The following is a 19,656-nucleotide window of genomic DNA, read 5'->3' as shown; positions in this document are numbered from 1 at the left end:
CCCCCGCGAGTCCCGAGATCGACGTGTGAGATCAGGCGCGGCGCTTGAGCTTGCGGCGCTCGCGCTCGCTGAGCCCGCCCCAAATGCCGAAGCGCTCGTCGTTGTTGAGTGCATATTCCAGGCACTCGCCGCGCACGTCGCACGTCGTGCAGACGCGTTTGGCATCGCGGGTCGATCCGCCCTTCTCCGGGAAGAAGGCTTCGGGGTCGGTCTGTGCGCACAGCGCATCGGACTGCCACGACAGCGTGGTGTCGAGTTCACCCTCAACCGGTCGCCGCACCCCGGGGACACCGAGGTTGACCGGGTCGACGAACCAATTGTCGGGAACGCCGGAACGGTAAGCCGTCATATCGCTCTCCCCACCTTTTTCCCCACACGCTGTTCCGCGTGTTGGGATAATTACACCCTTGTCATTCGCTCGGGTCAAGTCGCAGATCGTAAAGCCTCAAGGCAAGATTGAAGCTTTACGGGGTTTTTGCGGCGTGTCGCGACAGATTCATGCGAATCAGCGGCGGCCGGGCTGTGCGACGAAGACCTCACCGACACCCGCGAAGACCGCTTCCGGCTCATCCGGCGAGAAGAACACGGCCCGCCCGGGGACGAGCGCCGCGGCACCGCCCTGCCCCGCTACCTCGACCTCGCCGCGCACGGCGAGCGCGATGGCCGCGCCGGTGAGAGGAAGGCGGACCGGGTCACCCGCGCCGACGACAACCCGCGCCAGGGCGAAATCGGGCGCGTCGACATCGAAGACCTCCACCCCCGGAGCGACCTCGCGGGCAGGCACGAGCGGCACAGCTCCCGGAGTCGTGTCGACGATGGACAACAGCTCCGTGACGTCGATGTGCTTGGGGGTGAGTCCGCCACGGAGGACGTTGTCGCTCGCCGCCATGAGTTCGACGCCGAGTCCGTCCTGATAGGCGTGGAGCACACCGGCCGGGGCGAAGACCGCTTCCCCACGCCGAAGGACGACGAGATTCATCAGGAGCGCGACGATGAGCCCGGCATCGCCCGGGAAGTCCGCGGCGATCGTGCGATAGAGGTCGAGCTCCGCCGCGAACTCGGCCGATCCGGCTCCCTCGAGCGCCTCGGCGATGTCCGCGACGGGCGCCTGTCCCGACAACGCCCAGGCGATCGTGTCGCGCAGGAGCGCCGACTCGTCGGCACCCTGCAAGCGATCGCCGAGTGCTCGGATGCTGTCCGCATCACCCAGCGTGGCGACGAGCCGGCGCGTGTCCGCCAGCGGGCGGAGGCCGACGAGAGCCCGGAAGGTGTCGCTGAGCGCGACGATGATCTCGGGTTTGTGGTTGTCGTCACGATAGGTGCGGTCCGCGGCATCCCGGGCGATGCCGCGCGCCTCGTCGCGCGCGAAGCCTGCGGCGGCTTGCTCCTTGGTGGGGTGGGCTTGGATCGACAGGGAGGATGCCGCGGCCAACAGCTTCATCAGGTACGGCAGCGGCGCCTCCCCCGCCTCGGCGAGTGCGACGTCGAGCGTTCGCCCTGTGCCGTCATCCACGACGGCCGGCGATCCGGCGTAGTCGCCGTACCAGGACTCGGCCTCGGGCACACCCGTCGGGGTCCGCCCCTCCAGATCGGCGATCAGGGAGGTCGACCCCCAGGCGTAGGCGCGGGGGGTGTTCGAGATCGGCAGGAGCATGTCTTCAGCCTAGAGCCGCGCGAGAACGGGGCCAGGGCGCGCCGGGCGGTAGCCTGATCTGACCATGGCCGTCCACACGATGCATCCGATCTCGGCGCCACCCGCGGCGCCGATCCGGGAGAAGACCGGGCATCTGCTGGTGCGCGGATGGTGCATCTTCGTCTTGGCGGGCGCGTTGGCCGGAACGTCCTGGCTGATGGCGTTCGGCGTCATCGGCACCGGCGCCGTCGCGTACGGCTCGGGGCTCGTGTCGGTGATCCTGTGGCTCGTCATCCGACCCGAGGTTCAGTGGCGACGACTGCCCTGGTTCGCCGTGGGATACGTCGCCTGGGCCACCTTTTCGATCCTGTGGACCGCGTACCCCGATGCGAGCGTGACGACGCTCCTGCTCCTGCTCAGCACGACGGTGCAGGCGATGTTCATCGGCGCGGTCCTCACCTGGCGGGAGCTTGTGCGCTCGATCGCCTCGGCGTTGAAGTGGATCCTCGGCCTGTCGATCGTGTTCGAACTCTGGGTCTCCCTCGTCTGGCGCGGCCCGGTCATGCCCGGCTTCGGTCGCCCGGAATCGGGCGTCGACCCCATCGAAATGTGGAGCCGCGACAATCTGTTCGACGGCGGGCGCATCCAGGGCCTGTTCGGCAACGCGAACGCACTGGCCTACGTCGCCCTCCTCGGGTTGATCGTCTTTTCGCTCCGCATCGCCTCCCGCGCGCCCCGCCGCGCGTTCCTCTACGCCTGGATCGTCCTGTCGGCGTTTCTCTTCGTCCGCGCGGGCTCGGCGACCGCGTACCTGGCTGCGGCGGGCGTGGTCATCGCTCTGGCCACCGCGCTGCTGATGCGCACGACCAGGCGGCCCGGAGGCCGCACCCGCTACTACCTCGCCTACGCCGTCATCGCGGTCGGCGGGCTCGTGGCGCTGTGGACGGGCCGGGAACGACTGTTCACGCTCCTCGGCCGGTCGTCCGACCTCACGGGGCGCGAGCGCATCTGGGGGCTGGTCTGGGAGCGGGCCGCCGAGCGACCGGTCCTCGGCTGGGGCTTCTCGACCCCGTGGGTCCCGACCGACCCCTTCTTCGACGGCTGGATCGTCGACCACGGTGTCACCGTCATGCAGGCCCACAACATGTGGCTGGATGTCTTCCTCCAGCTCGGCGTCATCGGCGTCGCGCTCGTCGCGCTGACGATCCTCGCGTTCGTGTGGCGCTCGTGGTTCTTCGCGGTCGATCGGCCGCGCTGGGACCTCGTCGCCGACCGCCCCTACTCTGCCGTCACGCTCCTCCCGACGCTCGTCGCGGCGCTGCTGCTCGTGCAGGGCCTGGCCGAGTCCGGGCCGTTGCTCGGCTGGGCCTGGTTCTTCCTGGTCGCGCTGGCATTCAAGATCAAGCAAGCACCGCTTCTCGGCCGCGGGGCCTCGGAACAGCGACTGATCGGCGAACAGGGCGAGCGGCTGACGGAGTGATGGCGACCTCCGACGCGAATCCACCCGCTCGAGCGGTAGAGCTTCTGCGGTCTGCGGACTTCGCACGTGCCTACACGCTGACGGTGTTCGCGGCGATGTTCGGCGGGCACCTCATCGAGCGCCTCGCCGGTCGGGTGACCCTCGTGACGATCGTGGCCGCGCTCTGTGTGCTCGGTGTCGGCATCCTCGTCGCCCGGCGCGACGAGGTCTCGTTCCTGCGCCTCGTTCCGTCGACGCTGATCCTGCTGTGCGCGTGGGCATTCGCGAGCATCTTCTGGAGCACGGATGCCGGGACGAGCTTGCTGCGCTGGCTGGCGATGATCGGGGTCGCGGTCCTCGCGGTCACGATCGGTCACATCCGCGACACCCTGCAGACCGTTCGCGCGCTGGGCGATGTGCTCCGCGCCGCCCTCGTATTCTCACTCGGACTCGAGATCGTCTCCGGCATCCTCCTCGACATGCCGCTGCCGTTCCTCGGCGTCCAAGGCAATCTCGCGGCACTCGGCCCGATCCAAGGGATCTTCGGCACCCGCAATGCCCTCGGCATCGTCGCGGTCATCGCGCTGATCACCTTCGCCGTCGAGCTGCGCACCCAGTCCGTGCGCCCGGTGGTCGGCACGGGGTCGATCGTGCTCGCCGCCGCCTTGGCGCTCCTGTCTGCTTCACCCACGGTTCTCCTGCTCACGACCGGGGTCGGGGTGGCCACGGGCGCCCTCGCTCTCGTGCGCGCGGCGCCCGTGGGCCGCCGACGCGGGCTGCAGTGGACGCTGGCCGGCGTCGTCACGGCATCCGGGATCGCGCTCTACACGCAGCGGGGCGCCATCATCGCCGCGACCGGCGCGGCCGATGACCTCCAGCTGCGCACGGACCTCTGGACGCTCGCGCAGTACTACATCCGACTCAAGCCCGTGCAGGGCTGGGGATGGTTCGGCGCATGGCCGCCCGCCGAACCGCCGTTCGCGACGATCAACATCCTCCTCGGCGAGTCGCACCGCAGCGCGCTGAACGCCTACGTCGATGTCCTTCTTCAACTCGGGTGGGCCGGGGTTCTCCTGCTCTGCGCCGTCGGCGGCATCGCACTCGTGCGTTCGTGGCTCGATGCGAGCCAGCGACGCTCGACCGTCTACGCGTGGACGCCGCTCGTGCTGATCGCCCTCGCGATCACGTCCGCCTTCGAGTCGTACGTCCTCACCGGCGCGGGGTGGCTGTTGCTGTCACTCGCCGCGGTGCGGGCGGGGCAGTCCCGATCGTGGCGGAGACGACTGGATGCCGGGAGCCCGGCCGACACCGGGCTCGGACACGCGCCGGGATAGACTTCCAGGGCTATGAGTTCCTCCCCTGACGCCCCGATCGCCTTCGCTCCCGAGAGCGCGACGATCGCGATCGTGACGTTCAATCGCGCGCATCTGCTCACCCGTCTGCTCGAATCGATCACGGCGATGGACCCCCAGCCCGGGCATGTCGTCATCGTCGACAATGCGTCCACGGACGACACCGGTGATGTCGTCGAGTCGTTCCGCGACCGGATCGGCTCGGAGATCATCTACCGCCGCCTCGACACGAACACCGGCGGATCCGGCGGATTCAGCGAGGGCATGCGCCTCGCCTACGAGCTCGGCTCCACGTGGATCTGGCTCATGGACGACGATGTCGAGGTCCTCCCCGATGGGCTCGCGCGCATGGGCGCGTGGGCGCCGCGGTTCAAGTCCATCCAGGGCCGGCGCTACGACTACGACGGCAGCGAGTTCTACTGGCAGTACCGCGTCGCCGAGCGGATGGGCATCCCCATCCCCTTCGCCCCGTCCGGCTTCGACGCATCCGGCTACAAGGAGATGAACTCGGGCTGCTTCGAGGGGATGTTCATCCACCGCGACATCGTCGAGCAGATCGGCCTGCCCGATCCCCGGTTCTTCATCTACTGGGACGACCAGACCTACGGGTGGCTGGCCTCGCGGATCACGACCTCCGTGATCGTCGACGAGTTCGTGTTGCGCCGCACGCGCGAGATCAAGCAGTGGGACATGGGCATCCGCCACATGAACGCGTCGTCGGATGCGTACCGCTACTACATCATGCGCAACCGCGCCCACATCAAGCGCTACCACCGCGCGCTCGGCGTCTACAACCCAGTGCTGTTCGGTGCCGGCACCGCGCTCACGTTCGGCAAGGAGATCGTCCGTCTCCTGTTCGTCGAGCGGAAGGTCACGGGCACATCGAACCTGTTCCGCGGGCTGCGCGACGGCCGGAAGATCGCGCGCGACCCGCAGTGGCGGCCGATGCCGCCGCTCGTGGCCTAGTACCGCTCGGGCACGCCCGCCGTCAGCGGGCGGCGGAGTCGGCGTTGTAGGCGTCCAACACGTCGGAGATCGAGGCATCGAGCTTCAGCCCGTGTGCGTCCAGATAAAGACCACGCGTGCAGAAGCGGCGGAGGTCCTTCTCATTGTGGCTGACGAAGAAAAGCGTCCTTCCTTCGGCGAGTAGCTCGTCGATTCGGCGATAGCACTTCTCGCGGAAGGCCTTGTCTCCTACGGCGAGTACCTCGTCGACGAGAAGTGTCGGCTCATCCAACTGGGAGACGACCGAGAAGGCCAAACGCACCTTCATCCCGTTCGACAGGTGCTTGTAGGGCATGTCGACGAAATCGGCGATCTCAGCAAAATCCACGATGCCGTCAAACCGCCGTGCGACCTCGGTCTTCGACATCCCGTGCAGCCCCGCGGTCAGACGGATATTCTCACGAACGGTGAGGTCTCCGACGAATCCGCCGGTGATCTCGATCAGCGGCGCCACTCCCCCGCGCACGTCTACGGAGCCTTCGTCGGGAAGGAGCACACCGGCGACCAGCTTGAGCAACGTGGATTTCCCCTGCCCATTCCGCCCGACGACGCCTATGGCTTCGCCGCATCGAACCTCGAAGGACACACTACGCAAAGCCCAGAACTCATTGGGACGGGTGCGGCGCTTCGCGCCGGCGAAGAGGTCCTTCAGCGAGCGACGTCCGCGACGATTGCGGCGGAATCGCACACCGAGGTCGATGACACGGATGGCCAGCTCGTCCATCAAAGCTCCTTCAGCACTGTGCGCTCGAGTTGGCGGAAAACCGCAATGCCGAGAACCAGGATCCCGACGCTCATCGCTGCCCCCACGCCGACAGCCGCTGGGTTCCATTCCTGCGGAAAAAGGCCCACGCGATACAGGGTGAAGATCCCCGCTAGTGGGTTGAGGATCGCGAGCTGACCGAATATTCCCGGCAGATCGGCGACGCTGTAGATGATCGGCGACGCGTAGAACATGACGCGGAGGATCAGCCTGGTCGTACGCTCCAAGTCCCCCCAGATCACGCAAAGCGGCGCGATGAGAAGTCCCAACCCGACGAGAAGCACCAATTGCAGTATCACTGCCACGGGGAGGAGCAGAAGGCCCCATCCTGCTGTGGCGCCGGCGAAAACCGCGAACACAGCGAGAACAGGCAAGGAGAAGAGGAACTCCACACCCTTGCTGACCACGATCCGGTTCACCCAGATGGATCTGGGAATCGCCGTCGATCGCACGAGGCGAGCGTCTTTCCGGAACGCACGAGTGAAGTCGCTCACACACATGTTGAACCACACCCACGGAAGGAGGCCCGAGATCAGGAACACGATGTACGGTTCAGCACCGATGTTTCCGCGCTGGAAGACCTGCGTGAACACAAACCAATAGATCAGGCTCATCACCAGCGGATCAAGCACCGACCACAGGTATCCCAGGGCGCTCGTCGCGTAGCGCACACGAAGGTCACGCGCCGACAGGAGCCACAGCGAATGGAGGTAGCGACGCGGGGAGCCCGGTGCGCCGACGATGGCTGTGGTCACGGGTTCGAGTCTATGTGGCGAGAGTCAGGCAAGCCTGTTGCTCCACATCGACAATGCCGATCCGATCGCCATGTGCATGTCGAGGTATTGGTAGGTGCCAAGTCGTCCACCGAAGTGAACGTCGTGCTCACCCTCGACCAGTCTCCGATACGCCAAGAGTCCGGCGCGGTCTTCAGCTGTGCCGACCGGGTAGTACGGCTCGTCCTCGCGCGTCGCGAAGCGCGAGTACTCGCGCATGATCACGGTCCGATCAGTCGGATACCGGTCCGCGCGCTCCGGGTGGAAATGTTTGAATTCGTGGATCCGCGTATACGGCACCTCAGCATCTGCGTAGTTCATCACGCTCGTGCCCTGGAAATCACCGACTTCGAGGACTTCCTCCTCGAAGTCAAGCGTCCGCCACGACAGCGCACCTTCCGCGTAGTCGAAGTATCGGTCCACCGGGCCGGTATAGACGACGGGAACCTGTCCGACGGTCGCTCGCTTGTGCAGCGGCTGCGTATCGTCGAAGTAGTCGACGCCGAGCTTTACTTCGATGTTCGGGTGATCAGCCATACGCTCCAACCATGCCGTGTACCCGTCCGTGGGCAACCCCTCCCACGTGTCATTGAAATACCGGTTGTCGTACGTATACCGCACCGGGAGACGGCTGATCACTTCCGCGGGCAGGTCTCTCGGGTCGGTCTGCCACTGCTTGGCCGTGTAGTCGCGGATGAACGCCTCGTACAAGGGGCGCCCGATCAGACCGATCCCGCGCTCTTCGAGGTTGCGAGCCGACTTCGCGTCGAACTCATCCGCTGACTCCCTCACGATGGCGCGCGCCTCATCGGGAGTAAAGGCCGCTTGGAAGAACTGATTGATCGTGCCCAGATTTATCGGAAGCGGGAAGACGACGCCGTGATGGTTTGTGTACACCTTGTGCACGTACGACGTGAACGTGGTGAATCGATTGACATACTCCCACACCGTCGGGTTGGAAGTATGGAACAGATGTGCGCCGTAGCGGTGCACCTCGATCCCCGTCGTCGGCTCATCCTCGCTGTACGCGTTGCCGCCGATATGGTGGCGACGATCGATGACCATGACTTTCCGGCCTGCCGCGGCGGCCCGTTCGGCCACCGTGAGCCCGAAGAACCCGGCGCCCACAATGAGCAGATCCATGATTACCAGCGTCTCTCTCGTGCGGGGAATACAAGGCCCGCTCGAATGCCGCGCAGGCCCGCGCGAATCTTCGTCCCTCGGTGCTGCTCGAGCAGCAGGAGCTTGATCCATGCTTTCGCCGTGAACCAGGCATCCGCCCAGAACCAGGCACCGAACCCGTAGCGGCGGATGACGATCACTCGGTTGCGCGAGGAGTAGAACAATCGGGTAGGTGAATAGTTCGCGAGGAATACCCGGCGCCCCAGGAGGCGCGTGGGATGAGAATCCCCGAATCGATGATCGACCAGCGCGTCGTACACCTTCAAATTGTGGAGTCCCGCCCGCTTCGCGCGCAGACAGATATCGTGGTCGACGTAGTCGATAAAGAGCGGCTCGTCGTGAAGTCCGATCTGGGCGACGATGTCTCGGTGAAACAGCGAACCGGAACTGATGAGCGTGTCGACACGTCGAGCACCCGTTCCGGATTCGCGCCGATAGACGACGCCCGAAGCCGCAGATCGCAGCGCTGGCCCGACGATCCCCGCTCGCACCCCGGCCGCTGACCGCGCATCCGTCAAGGTGCGCACGAGCCCCGGAGTCACAGCGGTGTCCTGATCGAAGATGACTACCTGGTCGTACCCGTCAGCGAACGCTGCTCGCATGCCGGCGTTGAAACCCGCGGCCACGCCCCGATTTTCGGATTGATCGAGCACTGTCATCGCCAGGCCGCCGGGAAGGAGAGCGAGCATCTTCGCGATCGATGCGTCACCGGGCGAGTTGTTGACCAAGTAGACCTGCCCCACCTGTTCGGCAAGCAGCATGACGTTCTCTGCAGTCTCGAGGTCTGGTCGAAACAGGAGGACTACTCCGGCCGTCGACACCGCACCGTCGCCATCGTCCATGTGCAATGTCAGGATCGCGTGGGAATCGTGAGGATGCCGATGAACATCCCGGTCATGATCGTCTGCGCACCCAAGACCATGAACAATGAGCCCGGAATCGCTACGCGAATGGTCGCCTGCGGGTCGAGAGCGCCGAAACCCGACTGGCCCCAGCCCACAATCTGGATAATCAGGACGACCAGCCCGATGAGGAAAAGACCGGCACCACCGAGCGAGAACGTCTCCAAAGTGGCACGCTGAGCGAACCAACTGAAACTGCGACTGCGCGGCAGCCGGAAACCCTCACGTTCCGCATACAGCTTCGTCATGATGGCAAACAGGACTGCTTGATACCCCACGATCGCCAATGCCGCGAGATAAACCTGACTCGCGACATCGAACCCGACCCCGCCGATCGTCGTCGGCCCCAGCAACAGAAGAAGCGAACCGAGCACGCCGATACCGAGGGCGAGCAACCCGGGGACCAGGAAGAGCCATCGAGGGCTGAAGATGAGCAGGAACCGAAGATGCCGCCACCCGTCCCGCCAGCTGCGTAGATGGGGCGGGCGGCTCCGCCCGTCCTTCCTAAGCGTGGTCGGCACCTCGCTCACCTGCAACCCGGCGAGCGTCGACTTCACGACCATTTCGCTCGCGAACTCCATCCCCGTCGTCTTCAGCTCAAGGTTGAGCATCGATGCGCGGTTGTACCCGCGAAGACCACAGTGAAAGTCCTTGATCGGCGAGCGGAAAAGTGAGCGTCCGATCCATGTGAGCACCGGGTTCCCGAGGTACTTGTGCAGCGGTGGCATGGCACCCGGCTCGATACCACCGCGGAATCGGTTGCCCATCACCAGGTCGTCACCTGCCCGCAGCCGCTCGACAAACGGGTCGAGGTTCTCGAAGTCGTAGCTGTCGTCAGCATCGCCCATGATGACGTAGGTTCCTCGCGCGGACTCCATACCGCCGATCAGAGCAGCCCCGTACCCCTTGACCGGGATGTCCGCAACGCGCGCACCATGGTCCCGCGCGATCTGCTGCGATCCATCGGTGCTGCCGTTGTCGGCGATGAGCACCTCGCCGACAACACCCGACCGGGCGAGGTATCCCGTGGCCTTGTCGATGCACGTCGCCAGTGTCTCTGCCTCGTTGAGGCAGGGCATGAGGATCGTCAGTTCGACGCCGTCATTCGTATCCATGGTCACCTTCGATATCGCGAGTGCAAACCATCGAAGTCTACCCGTGCACTGCCCCGAGCCTCGGTCTCGGACCGTCGCGTCGAGGTCCGATCAGTACCGCCCACCCGAGCAACACCAACGAAACGACCATTCCCGCGCCGGCGCCGACCACCGCGCCGACTGAGCCTGTCTCCGTCCCGGCGACGACGAGCATCGTCGCGACACCAACCGCCGAGCCGATCCCGGTGAGACCGGTGGACAGCCGCGCACGGCCCACGGTAGCCAGATAGGCCGCGAAGAAGACTGACATCGAGAAGGCGAAGACCGCGACCATGAGTCCCTGTGCGAGCGGCACAGCTGGTGTGAATGCCACGCCGTAGACCAGCGGCAGAACCCACGGCACGACAAGAGCCACCAAAAGGCTGCCTCCGGCCATGAGTACGCCAAGGACAATCGTCGATCGCCGCACCCGGGCGAGCCTTTCGGTCTCGGGGAGACTGGACCACCGTCCGAATCGCGGAAGCATGGCCTGCGTGACGGCCTGGGCAACCATCGACACGGGGGTGGCCAACGACAACGCTGCGGCGAATTGACCGGCTCGCGCCGGTGTATCGAAGGCGCTCGCAACAACCATTGATCCCTGCATCAGACCGTTGGTGGCGATGAGAGCGAGTGAGTTCCAGACGATGAAGTGCGTAAGTCTCACACGAGACCCATCACCAGCGGACAGAGACGCGTGCGCTCGATTCCGTGTCGCGAGGGCCACAGTCGCGAAGACCAAATAGCCGACGATCAGCGGTATGAGGATCCACGACGTCCAGCCCAATGCGATGAACCCGAAAAGGGCACCGATCGCGCCGATCCCGGTGACGACATCCCACACGGCGGCGGTCCGGAAGCGTCCCCCGCCGATGAAAACACCCCGTCCGAAGATGTACGCCGACCACGCAACCGTCGACATCGCTGTCTGTACCGCCGCTTCGGCGCCCCCACCGACCAACCCCGCAACAGCCGCACCCACGGCTGCGAGCGGAATGAGAGAAATCAACACGCCACGCAGCAGCGAGCGTTCGAACCGAACGTCATCTCCTCGCGCAAAGGCCGCTGCCGCGTTGCCTGCGGCCGTCGGCCACAAAAGGGACAGCAGAATCGCCACAGCCAGCGCCAGATTCACGTCGGCGAGAGCCGACGCCCCGAGCAGCCGAGCAACGATCGCGGTATAGGCGAATCTCGCAAGTCCCTGAGCCAGGACACCGACGAGTGAGTAGACCGAATCGACGGTTGCAGAATCCCGTCTCTCCATGAGAGGGAATACTATCGTCCGGGCAGTGCCCGCGAAGTGGAGGTAGTTCCGTGTTGGACATCATGTTGCCGTTCTACGGGCGGGACGACCACTTCCGGGCTGCGGTGGAGAGCGTGCTCACACAGGCCGACGATCGGTGGCGCCTCGTCATCATCGATGACGCGAACCCGGATACGGCGCCCGGGGCGTGGGCTCGGTCCATCAGCGATCCGCGGGTGGAGTACATCCGCCATTCGGAGAATCACGGGATCAACCCGACGTTCCAGGAATGCCTGGAACGATCGGCCGCCGAGTGGGTGACGGTGTTCGGTTGCGACGACATCATGGAATCCGGATACGTCCAGCGCGTCCTGGATCTCGCGGATCAGTATCCGTCGGCCGGATTCATCCACCCCGGCGCGGACGTCATCGATTCGGACGGGCGGCCGGTGCGCACTCTCGTCGATACCGCGAAGTCGATGTACCGCCCGCGTGGCCCTCGCCCCACCACGCTGTCTGGGGAGAACCTCGCCGTGAGCATCACACGCGGCAACTGGATGAACTTTCCTGCGCTTGCGTGGCACGGGCCGACGGTGCGTTCCATCGGCTTTCGCCCCGATTTCGATGTCGTGCAGGACCTGGCCCTGGCCCTGGACGTATGCAGGGCAGGTCGCGGTCTCGTCCTCGACGACGAAGTCGTGTTCCACTACCGGCGGCATGCGGCAAGCGTCTCCTCGTGGCGCGCAGTCGATGGGAGTCGTTTCGCCGAAGAGCGGCGGTTCTTCCTCGAGGAGGCTGCCTTGTTCGACGAGCAAGGCTGGCACCAGGCCGCGCGCGCGGCGCGAACTCATTTGTCCAGCCGAATCAACGCTCTCACCCGAGTACCGGCCGCTCTTCGCGTCGGCGATCGTGCCGGAGCAGGCAGCCTGATCAGGCACGCGTCCGGGCGCTGAGATCATCCCGCCTTCGGAATGACCTGCCAGATCTTCAGGTCCGCGCCGTTGAGGCGGAACTCCTCGTGCAACCGCAGGCACGACGAGTTCGGAACCTGCGTCTGATCCGAAACGACATGATCGACGTTTTCCTGCGCGAACTCCGAGCACGGGTCGAACGTGACCCGAATTTGATCCGGGTAGGGATTCATCACGGTGGGTTCGCCTTCTCCGTTGACCCATGAGACGCCGGCGAGTCGGTCCCACTCCAACTCGTAGGCACCCGCGGGATCGATGGCTTCCCACATGACCTCGCCCGGTGCCCCCTGGAATCCATTGAACGAGGTTGCGCCACTTTCCAAGAGCAGGGCCGTCGGGAGTCCACCACCCAGTCCGACCCACGTGCCTTCTGCTGCGTCGTCGAGCGCCTCGATGGTTTGTGCGGGCTGCGTGGTCCGCAGATCGAAAACACCGACATACACCGGGTTCACGTTGTATGTCGCTGCCACCGATATCAGCAGCAAGGCCGTCGCCGTGACGACACGCCATCCGCGCGCGACCGAGAGTATCGCGACGCTGCCAAGGACCGCGTAGAACCACCAGACCCCGGATGCGCGCAGAAGATCCGGAGCGAGAACACCGAGCCCGATCGCGATCGCCGCCTGGGAGGCGAGGAAGACCACGGGCCCGATCGAACTCACGAGCCAGCTCGGACGTGACCTCGGCGAAATCCTGGAAAGGAGGAGGACGACGATCACCATCGAGCCGAATCCCAATCCGATTCTCGCGCGACCCGATGTCGAACGGTCGAGGAAGAGCGCATGGGCGACAGCGTCCCACCCCGGCACGAAGATGAAGGCCAACAGCAGCAAGACGGCACCATATCCGAGGAGGGCGCTCCAGGGGAGGGCTCGCCCCGCTCGACGCTCACGGACCGCAAGCCACAAAACGATCGCGCCGAGGAACACACCGGGAAGGAAAAAGGTCGCGGATTCCGATGCATTCCCATTGAGGAAGGTGCCGGCATGCCGCAACGAGTTGGTGAACGACGAACCGAACACCGCCGCAACGCCCTGTGCGTTCGCCGCGCCGCCCGTCGGCTCGAGCCGCTCGCCGGGGTAGGCCGTGGAAAGGAAGTCATCCACCGTGTCCCAGCGCGTGACGATCCAGAGAACGAGAATCACGCCCGCGCCCAGTCCTGCGATGACCAACCCTGAGAATCGCCGAACAACCGTCGCCCATCCTCGTGATCGGGATGCCTCGATGGCAATTCCGGTCACGACGAACGCCGCCACCAATGCCACAGGAATGATGAACGGAACGTAGATGCCCATGCCGACGACGACGGTGAGATAGCCGACGACTGCCCTCCATACCCACAGTGCCGTGCGCGACGTGGATCGAGCGGCCCAGATCGCCGCCGCGAGAACGGCGAAGCCCCACGCAACGGGCCACAGCGTGGTCTGCAGGAGCCACCAGGCGAAGAAGGGACTCGCGGTGAACGCGATGGCCAGCACCATGGCCATGAGGGGGCGCCGAGGGAGGAGCGAGACGATGAACGTCCACGTCGCCGCGGCGAGACCGAAGACAGGAGACCACCATTTCCAAGCCTGCGCGTGGTCGACGTCAAGAAAGAGGAACCCCCACAGGTGAGGCCGGAACGCGACCGTCCAATCGAGCCTCGGCAGGTCCTGCGGGATCGTGGAGTCCATCCCTCCAGGGAAGCTCCCGTTCAACGCGGGGAGCCCCTGTTGGACTTGAGTGATCGCCCACACCGTCTGCACGTTCCATTCATCCGTGCGGATCAGATTCGGCTGACCGAAGAGGAGTGCCGGGTCGGCTCCGCTGTAGATGAGGGGGAAGAACGCGCCGGAAGACGTGCCGTTGATGGCGGTGGCGACGAGCACGAGAAAGACGACGAGCAACGACAGGAGCCCGGTCAGCAAGACGCCGCGCCGGGGAAGGCCCGAAGCTGCGGGAACAGTGAACTCCACCCACCAGTCCCTTACCCGCTGCGTCCTCACACCGATCTGCATGTGCGACCTACTCACATAGGCCCCTTTCGATTCCGGCGTCCCCCAGCGATCTGCTCTCCAAAAGGCTACCAAGGTCAGCCGCAGCTGATCTGAGCCCTTCACCGCACGATCGGCGCTCTGCGCGCTGGACGTAGAATCGCCAGATGCCGATCCGATGGAGACACCATGACGGGGCGACGCGAAGCCGCCCGAATCCCTGGTGGGGATTGACCTCATCCGAGCGACGGGATCGACGTCGTCGGGTCCGACAGAAGTCTTTGGTCTGGGCCATCAAGATCAGCGCCCCGGATGACGAAACCTCAAGTCGATGGGGCGACACCGCCTTCGCCCAGGATCTCGCCGACGCTCTCGAACGGCTGGGTCAGGTCGTGTCGATCCATCCGCTCGGCGCGAACCCCACGCCACCCTCGGGACGATATGACGTCGTGCTCGTGCTCCGCGGGCTGCATCGAATCGAACCGCTGGAAGGTTCACTCGACTACCTCTGGATCATCAGCCATCCCGATGCCGTCGGAGCAGATGAACTCGGCGCCGGCTGGAACAGGGTGTTCGCCGCGAGCATGTCCTGGGACCGCTCCGCCGAGATCGGCGCGCAGCCTCTCCTTCAGGCGGCATCCGCGCGCAGATTCACCCCCCGCCGAGATGATGTCGATGGCTATGACCACGACGTTCTGTTCGTGGGAACATCGCGCGGCATCGAGCGTCCCGTCATCCGCGACGCCGTCACCGTCGGAGCGGATCTCACGATCTTCGGGCACGATTGGGAGCGTTTCGCGCCGGAGTCGGCGATTGGTGGCGATCATCTTCCTTTTGCAGACGTGCCCGCCGCATACTCGTCCTCGCGCATCGTGCTCAACGATCACTGGGACGACATGCGTCGATGCGGCTTTCTATCCAACCGACTCTTCGATGCAACCTTCGCTGGCGCTCGTGTGATCTCCGACAGCGTCCCGTACATGTCGGAGGTCTTCGGTGACCTCGTCCAGACCTATGTCGACCTGCCTGACCTGACCGCGCTCCTCACCGACCGCGACCGCTGGCCGAGCGGCGCAAAGCGCGATGCAACCATCGCTGAGTTGCGCCTCCACCACTCTTTCGATGCTCGCGCATCGACACTTCTCACGAGCGCTCTCGAAGACTTCAGGCGGACCCGTCGAGGACGGTGACCTCGGCGCGCGCTCCCGTTCGCAGCATCCCTGTCGTCAGTTCATACGGCGCGGCGTTGAACGACGCAGCCTGATTTTGGTCGTGGAGATGTCTGGATCGAGCATCCATCAGTGATGTGTTGATGAAGTACTTTCCCGTGCCGAATGTCGTCCGCTCGAGCGAGAACGCGACCTCGACGCGGCCGTCCAATGCCGGCAGGTGGGTTCCCAGGCGCCGCGTGTCGGTGCCGAGGACCTTTTGCCCCATCGTGTTGTCGACCTGGATCGCCACGATCCAGTCCTCCAATGCCCTATCGGACTCGACGACCACCGTCACGATGACATCGTCGCCCCACTCGACATCCTCCCCCTCGTTGCGACCCTCCACACGCACCGTCGTGGCGAGCACAGCGCCTTCCGGGGCGTCCTCCGCGACAGGGCCGTCAGCCTCGACTCTGCGTCCCTCGAGGATGTCGCGGAACTTCGCGACGGCCTCCATCGGGGCACCATCGTGGACGATCTCCCCCTTGTTGAGCAGGACCGCTCGATCGCACAGCTCCGTGATTTGGCCGAGCGAGTGGCTAACGATGATGATCGTCCGCCCCTCTTCCTGAAAAGTACGGATTTTGTCCAGGCACTTCCGTTGGAAGGCCTCGTCGCCGACCGCGAGGACCTCGTCGACCAACAAGATGTCGGGGTCGGTGTGCACCGCAACGGCGAACGCAAGACGGACGTACATGCCGGATGAGTAGAACTTCACCTGCGTATCGATGAAGTCCGCAATGCCGGAGAACTGGACGATGTCGGCGAATTTCTCGTCGGTCTCTTCCCGGGAGAGGCCGAGCACAGATGCATTCAGGTAGACATTCTCGCGCCCGGTCAGATCCGGGTGGAAACCCGCTCCGAGTTCGAGGAGCGCCGCCAAACGACCTCGTCGTTCGACCGTTCCCGACGTCGGATCAATGATCCCACCCATCATCTTGAGCAGCGTGCTCTTGCCCGACCCGTTGTGTCCGATCAAGCCGATCGTCTCACCGGCGCGGATGTCGAGCGACACGTCCCGCAACGCCCAGAAATCCTGCCGATGTTTTCTCCCCGCGCGCCCCAGAGTGACGATCCGCTCCTTGATCGAGGAATCCTTGCGGACGGTGAATCGCTTCGAGAGGTCGCTCACCCGCACCACGACGGGGTTTCCCACATTCATGCTCATCGGATCCTCACATCTCCTGGGCAAAGTTGCCCTGCAGCCGCAGGAAGACGCGGTGGCTGATAAAGAGGAGCACGAGACCGACGACGAACGCGATGCCCAAGCGCAACAGGAGATGGTCCGGCTGAGGGACGGTGTCGCCGGCCACCCAGAATGCGTGCTGGAAGCCGATGACGGCAAGCGTCAGCGGATTGTTCGTATAGATGTCCATAAGTACCTGCGAGTTGACGATGGAGTTCACCATCTGCCAGCTGTAGACGACCGGGCTCGCCCAGAAGAGCAGCATGGTGCCGAGCTCGACGAGGTACTGGACGTCACGCAGGTAGACATTCAGCGCGCTGAACAACAGCCCACACGCGGTACCAAAGACGACGAGCACAGCCAGGGACGGCAGGAAGTACAGAATCTGCACATGGATCGGCGGCTTCCCGACCGCGAAAGTCGCCAGGACCAGCACGACCAATTGGATGCCGAAGTTGAACAGGGCAGATCCCACACTCGCCAGTGGGAACACCTCGCGGGGGACGTAGACCTTCTTGACGAGACCGGCGTTGCCGAGTATCGACCCCGTTGCCCCCACCGTGATTTCGGTGAACAGCCCGATCGCGGTCAGCCCCGCGAAGATGTAGACCGCGAAGTCTGGAATACCGCGTGCGGCCTGAAGGAACTGGCCCACGACGATGAAGTAGATGGCCAGCTGCATCAGCGGTCGAGCGAGCGACCAGAAGAAACCGAGAGCAGAGTCCTTGTACCGCGACTTCAGGTCACGCCGAACCAAGAGATCGAGCATCTCCCGGTGTCGGAACAGGTCAATGAGCGACGCCCATGTCCGACGGGCACCGAAGCCCGAGGCTGCTCCGACGGTGCTCAGCGGCATGCGCTCGAGACGGGCGAAACGGTCAGCCGCAGCGTTCGACGAAGTGGACATCCTGAGAATCTTACCCTCGCAAGTCTGACGGGACGATCACTCCACTGCACGCCCGACCATCCGACGAAGGACCCGACCGACGCGGGTCTCGCGTCCGACCACTCGCCGCAGCGCGGCACCCGTCCCAGGGAAATGCAAACGGACGTACATGCGTGCGAAGTCGACAAGACGCCCTTGGCCGACGTGCCCCACCCCGCGGAGATAGTGGATCGCTTCGACGCTGTCTCCGGGCAACGATTGCGAAATCTCGTCGAGGGTGAACTCGAGCGAGGTGTGACTCACCGACATGTACTCGCTCGTCGAAATCGTGCGGGAGTGGTAGCCAAGCTCACCGGCGGCGTAGCACGGCATCCGTTCGAGTATGTGCGCGAGCCCGCCATCTCGATATGCGTCCGCCCCTCCGAACGCATCGTATGACCAGTCATGCTCGACCAGGAGACGGATGGCTTCGGGCCGTGCGACGAACATCGATCCGAACGGGGCAAGTGGCGACCCGTGATCGAGAGGAACTCGAATCCCCAGCGTGTCGCACAACGAGCTCACTCCGGGGCGGTTTGCCCACCAGGCATGACCCATTGTGGGCTGTCCGACATGGATCATCGGAGGGAAGACAAGCCCCAAGCCCGGTTCTCGCTGGAAGAGCGCGAGCACCGAATCCGCGTATTCCGACGTGTCCAGAAGGTTCGTGAATTGCTGATCCTGAAAGTGCCGCCCGACGTTGAAGTCGTCCTGGGGCGTGAGCTTCGAATGGAGTTTGACGACAAGGTCGTAATTCCCGCTCAAAAGCTCGGCACGACACGCGATGAGGAATGCGCTTTGGTCGCGTCCGTCGTTCGACGCGACCACGCGAATGTCCTGTGCCCCGCGTGCGGTGGGTCGCTCATCCACCACAGCACGGATGGCCGCAGCCCGGCTCGCATCAGAGGTCGTGATGACAACATCCGGGCATCCCGGAACGTTGTCCACGAAGTCCAGTAAACGGTTGGTCATCTCGGGATAATGAATGTGGACCGCCACAAAGACGCGCATCTCGTGATCCGAGTTGTAGACCAGATCGGCTCGCGGCAGGATCTCCAGCATTCCCGCATTGGCGTGAAGCGTCTTCGGTGCGACGTTGCGGGACAGGTTCTGCCACAGAAGATCTGTCGGGTACCCGTGCTCGGCGATCGCGGCGACGAGCTGACGACCGATGACCGCGTTTCTGATGAGGAACGGGGGGTAATGGAAAAAAGGTCGCCGCTTGACGATGGGGCACCCGTCGTCGAGCAAGAGATCCGCGTTGAAAAGCGCGGGATGATCTGTGGGGTAGTCCACGGACGCGAACGCCACGGAGTGACGATATCCATCGTCGGCGAACTTGGCCGTGAAGACGGCTTCATGGAGAAGCACAGCGTCGAAGTAGTCAGGCATAGGCGGCAGGTCCCGCCAATACTGGCTCCATGCCGGGCTAAGGAACATCGCTCGGCGAACCGCGATCCAGAATGACTGCACGTGGTACTCGAGGACGCCCTTGCCCGTGAACGGGTTTGGTTCCTGACGCTGGTGATCGGTCATCCCCCAGAAGTGAATGGGTTCCGCCGACATCCGTTCCAGTACGGGGCCGAAAGGCCGCACCGGCCCGAACCACGTGTCGTTCGTGAGGATCAGCTCGTCGTATCCGGCGATCGTGTCGCCCAGATAGTCCAAAGCCGCCTTATGCGCCCAGATGTCGTACCCCTCGTTGGGTCTGACCAGGACGTCGTCCACCACCTCTTCGAGCGCGGCGCGCGAGGCGACGTCGATGGTCCCATTTACGACGACCACGATCCGAGAGGCATGCGGCCGCAACTCGTGGAGAGCGTGGAGGACATACCCCTCGACCTCTCCCCGTCTGTCCCAGATGGTGTAAACGACGAGCCGTTGACCATTCTCGGGATACGGTGCCGGATCAACCACTCTTGCGAGATCGACGACGCTCACAGGC

General features: G+C 64.4%; 17 protein-coding genes. 5 read left to right on the top strand and 12 right to left on the bottom strand.

All coding sequences use genetic code 11. The annotated features are described in order from the left end of the window. Positions 1-31: 31 nt before the first annotated feature. Together N4R40_RS10585 and manA are read right to left on the bottom strand one after the other, a co-directional pair. Positions 32-349, bottom strand: coding sequence for a WhiB family transcriptional regulator (locus tag N4R40_RS10585; RefSeq protein ID WP_315902496.1), 318 nt, complete (start codon positions 347-349; stop codon positions 32-34). Between the two features lie 156 nt (positions 350-505). After that, entirely contained in the window at positions 506-1,654 is a 1,149-nt protein-coding gene (gene manA / locus N4R40_RS10580) for a mannose-6-phosphate isomerase, class I (RefSeq protein WP_261607338.1), read from the bottom strand. A gap of 64 nt (positions 1,655-1,718) precedes the next feature. On the opposite strand from manA, the gene N4R40_RS10575 reads away from it, so the two are divergent. From N4R40_RS10575 to N4R40_RS10565, 3 genes are read left to right on the top strand one after another with little or no spacing between them, the layout of a single operon-like run. Then, positions 1,719-3,113, top strand: coding sequence for an O-antigen ligase family protein (locus N4R40_RS10575; protein WP_261607337.1), 1,395 nt, complete (start codon positions 1,719-1,721; stop codon positions 3,111-3,113). Then, positions 3,113-4,426, top strand: a complete 1,314-nt coding sequence (locus N4R40_RS10570) for an O-antigen ligase family protein (protein ID WP_261607440.1) — start codon at positions 3,113-3,115, stop codon at positions 4,424-4,426. Before N4R40_RS10575 ends, N4R40_RS10570 begins: the two co-directional genes overlap by 1 nt. Positions 4,427-4,438: 12 nt before the next feature. Beyond that, positions 4,439-5,410 carry a glycosyltransferase family 2 protein gene (locus N4R40_RS10565; RefSeq protein ID WP_261607336.1) on the top strand — a complete coding sequence of 324 codons (972 nt, stop codon included), beginning with the start codon at positions 4,439-4,441 and terminating at the stop codon, positions 5,408-5,410. 22 nt (positions 5,411-5,432) lie between these two features. On the opposite strand, the gene N4R40_RS10560 is transcribed toward N4R40_RS10565, so the two are convergent. Genes N4R40_RS10560 through N4R40_RS10535 form a run of 6 tightly spaced genes read right to left on the bottom strand, consistent with a single transcriptional unit; the run spans position 5,433 to position 11,466 of the window. After that, positions 5,433-6,173, bottom strand: a complete 741-nt coding sequence (locus N4R40_RS10560; protein WP_261607335.1) for an ABC transporter ATP-binding protein — start codon at positions 6,171-6,173, stop codon at positions 5,433-5,435. Beyond that, the gene (locus tag N4R40_RS10555; RefSeq protein WP_261607334.1) at positions 6,173-6,967 is read right to left on the bottom strand and encodes an ABC transporter permease; all 795 of its coding nucleotides are present in this window, start codon (positions 6,965-6,967) and stop codon (positions 6,173-6,175) included. The genes N4R40_RS10560 and N4R40_RS10555 overlap by 1 nt, the downstream gene beginning before the upstream one ends. A 24-nt stretch (positions 6,968-6,991) precedes the next feature. Beyond that, positions 6,992-8,128, bottom strand: a complete 1,137-nt coding sequence (glf, locus tag N4R40_RS10550) for a UDP-galactopyranose mutase (protein ID WP_261607333.1) — start codon at positions 8,126-8,128, stop codon at positions 6,992-6,994. 2 nt (positions 8,129-8,130) lie between these two features. Continuing rightward, positions 8,131-9,009 carry a glycosyltransferase gene (locus N4R40_RS10545; protein ID WP_261607332.1) on the bottom strand — a complete coding sequence of 293 codons (879 nt, stop codon included), beginning with the start codon at positions 9,007-9,009 and terminating at the stop codon, positions 8,131-8,133. Positions 9,010-9,017: 8 nt separating this feature from the next. Then, positions 9,018-10,184 (bottom strand): glycosyltransferase family 2 protein, encoded by a 1,167-nt coding sequence (locus N4R40_RS10540; RefSeq protein WP_261607331.1) that lies wholly within the window; start codon positions 10,182-10,184, stop codon positions 9,018-9,020. A gap of 37 nt (positions 10,185-10,221) precedes the next feature. Beyond that, positions 10,222-11,466, bottom strand: coding sequence for a lipopolysaccharide biosynthesis protein (locus tag N4R40_RS10535; RefSeq protein WP_261607330.1), 1,245 nt, complete (start codon positions 11,464-11,466; stop codon positions 10,222-10,224). A gap of 50 nt (positions 11,467-11,516) precedes the next feature. Between N4R40_RS10535 and N4R40_RS10530 the strand changes: the two genes are divergently transcribed. Continuing rightward, positions 11,517-12,398 (top strand): glycosyltransferase family 2 protein, encoded by an 882-nt coding sequence (locus N4R40_RS10530; RefSeq protein ID WP_261607329.1) that lies wholly within the window; start codon positions 11,517-11,519, stop codon positions 12,396-12,398. A 2-nt stretch (positions 12,399-12,400) separates the two neighbouring features. On the opposite strand, the gene N4R40_RS10525 is transcribed toward N4R40_RS10530, so the two are convergent. Beyond that, positions 12,401-14,428 (bottom strand): DUF7657 domain-containing protein, encoded by a 2,028-nt coding sequence (locus N4R40_RS10525; protein WP_261607328.1) that lies wholly within the window; start codon positions 14,426-14,428, stop codon positions 12,401-12,403. 242 nt (positions 14,429-14,670) lie between these two features. Between N4R40_RS10525 and N4R40_RS10520 the strand changes: the two genes are divergently transcribed. Then, the gene (locus tag N4R40_RS10520; protein WP_261607327.1) at positions 14,671-15,579 is read left to right on the top strand and encodes a glycosyltransferase family protein; all 909 of its coding nucleotides are present in this window, start codon (positions 14,671-14,673) and stop codon (positions 15,577-15,579) included. On the opposite strand, the gene N4R40_RS10515 is transcribed toward N4R40_RS10520, so the two are convergent. Genes N4R40_RS10515 through N4R40_RS10505 form a run of 3 tightly spaced genes read right to left on the bottom strand, consistent with a single transcriptional unit; the run spans position 15,554 to position 19,652 of the window. Beyond that, a complete protein-coding gene (locus N4R40_RS10515) occupies positions 15,554-16,768 on the bottom strand; it encodes an ABC transporter ATP-binding protein (RefSeq protein ID WP_407665868.1) in 1,215 nt (404 codons plus the stop codon). The two genes, N4R40_RS10520 and N4R40_RS10515, sit on opposite strands and share 26 nt — an antisense overlap. A gap of 7 nt (positions 16,769-16,775) precedes the next feature. Then, complete coding sequence (locus tag N4R40_RS10510) at positions 16,776-17,693, bottom strand: ABC transporter permease (RefSeq protein WP_261607326.1); 918 nt, start codon at positions 17,691-17,693, stop codon at positions 16,776-16,778. Positions 17,694-17,729: 36 nt separating this feature from the next. After that, entirely contained in the window at positions 17,730-19,652 is a 1,923-nt protein-coding gene (locus N4R40_RS10505) for a rhamnan synthesis F family protein (RefSeq protein ID WP_261607325.1), read from the bottom strand. Positions 19,653-19,656 lie beyond the last annotated feature (4 nt).

It is taken from the genome of Microbacterium memoriense (assembly GCF_025398275.1).
GTDB classification, from domain to species: domain Bacteria; phylum Actinomycetota; class Actinomycetes; order Actinomycetales; family Microbacteriaceae; genus Microbacterium; species Microbacterium memoriense.
Note: the sequence above shows the minus strand (reverse complement) of the source record. Positions and strands in the feature narration are given on the sequence as shown.

Coding starts and splice junctions, on each gene's coding strand:
- N4R40_RS10585 (WP_315902496.1), bottom strand. CDS start 349: ATGACGGCTTACCGTTCCGGCGTTCCCGACAATTGGTTCGTCGACCCG.
- manA (WP_261607338.1), bottom strand. CDS start 1,654: ATGCTCCTGCCGATCTCGAACACCCCCCGCGCCTACGCCTGGGGGTCG.
- N4R40_RS10575 (WP_261607337.1), top strand. CDS start 1,719: ATGGCCGTCCACACGATGCATCCGATCTCGGCGCCACCCGCGGCGCCG.
- N4R40_RS10570 (WP_261607440.1), top strand. CDS start 3,113: ATGGCGACCTCCGACGCGAATCCACCCGCTCGAGCGGTAGAGCTTCTG.
- N4R40_RS10565 (WP_261607336.1), top strand. CDS start 4,439: ATGAGTTCCTCCCCTGACGCCCCGATCGCCTTCGCTCCCGAGAGCGCG.
- N4R40_RS10560 (WP_261607335.1), bottom strand. CDS start 6,173: ATGGACGAGCTGGCCATCCGTGTCATCGACCTCGGTGTGCGATTCCGC.
- glf (WP_261607333.1), bottom strand. CDS start 8,128: ATGGATCTGCTCATTGTGGGCGCCGGGTTCTTCGGGCTCACGGTGGCC.
- N4R40_RS10545 (WP_261607332.1), bottom strand. CDS start 9,009: ATGGACGATGGCGACGGTGCGGTGTCGACGGCCGGAGTAGTCCTCCTG.
- N4R40_RS10540 (WP_261607331.1), bottom strand. CDS start 10,184: ATGGATACGAATGACGGCGTCGAACTGACGATCCTCATGCCCTGCCTC.
- N4R40_RS10535 (WP_261607330.1), bottom strand. CDS start 11,466: ATGGAGAGACGGGATTCTGCAACCGTCGATTCGGTCTACTCACTCGTC.
- N4R40_RS10515 (WP_407665868.1), bottom strand. CDS start 16,768: ATGAGCATGAATGTGGGAAACCCCGTCGTGGTGCGGGTGAGCGACCTC.
- N4R40_RS10510 (WP_261607326.1), bottom strand. CDS start 17,693: ATGTCCACTTCGTCGAACGCTGCGGCTGACCGTTTCGCCCGTCTCGAG.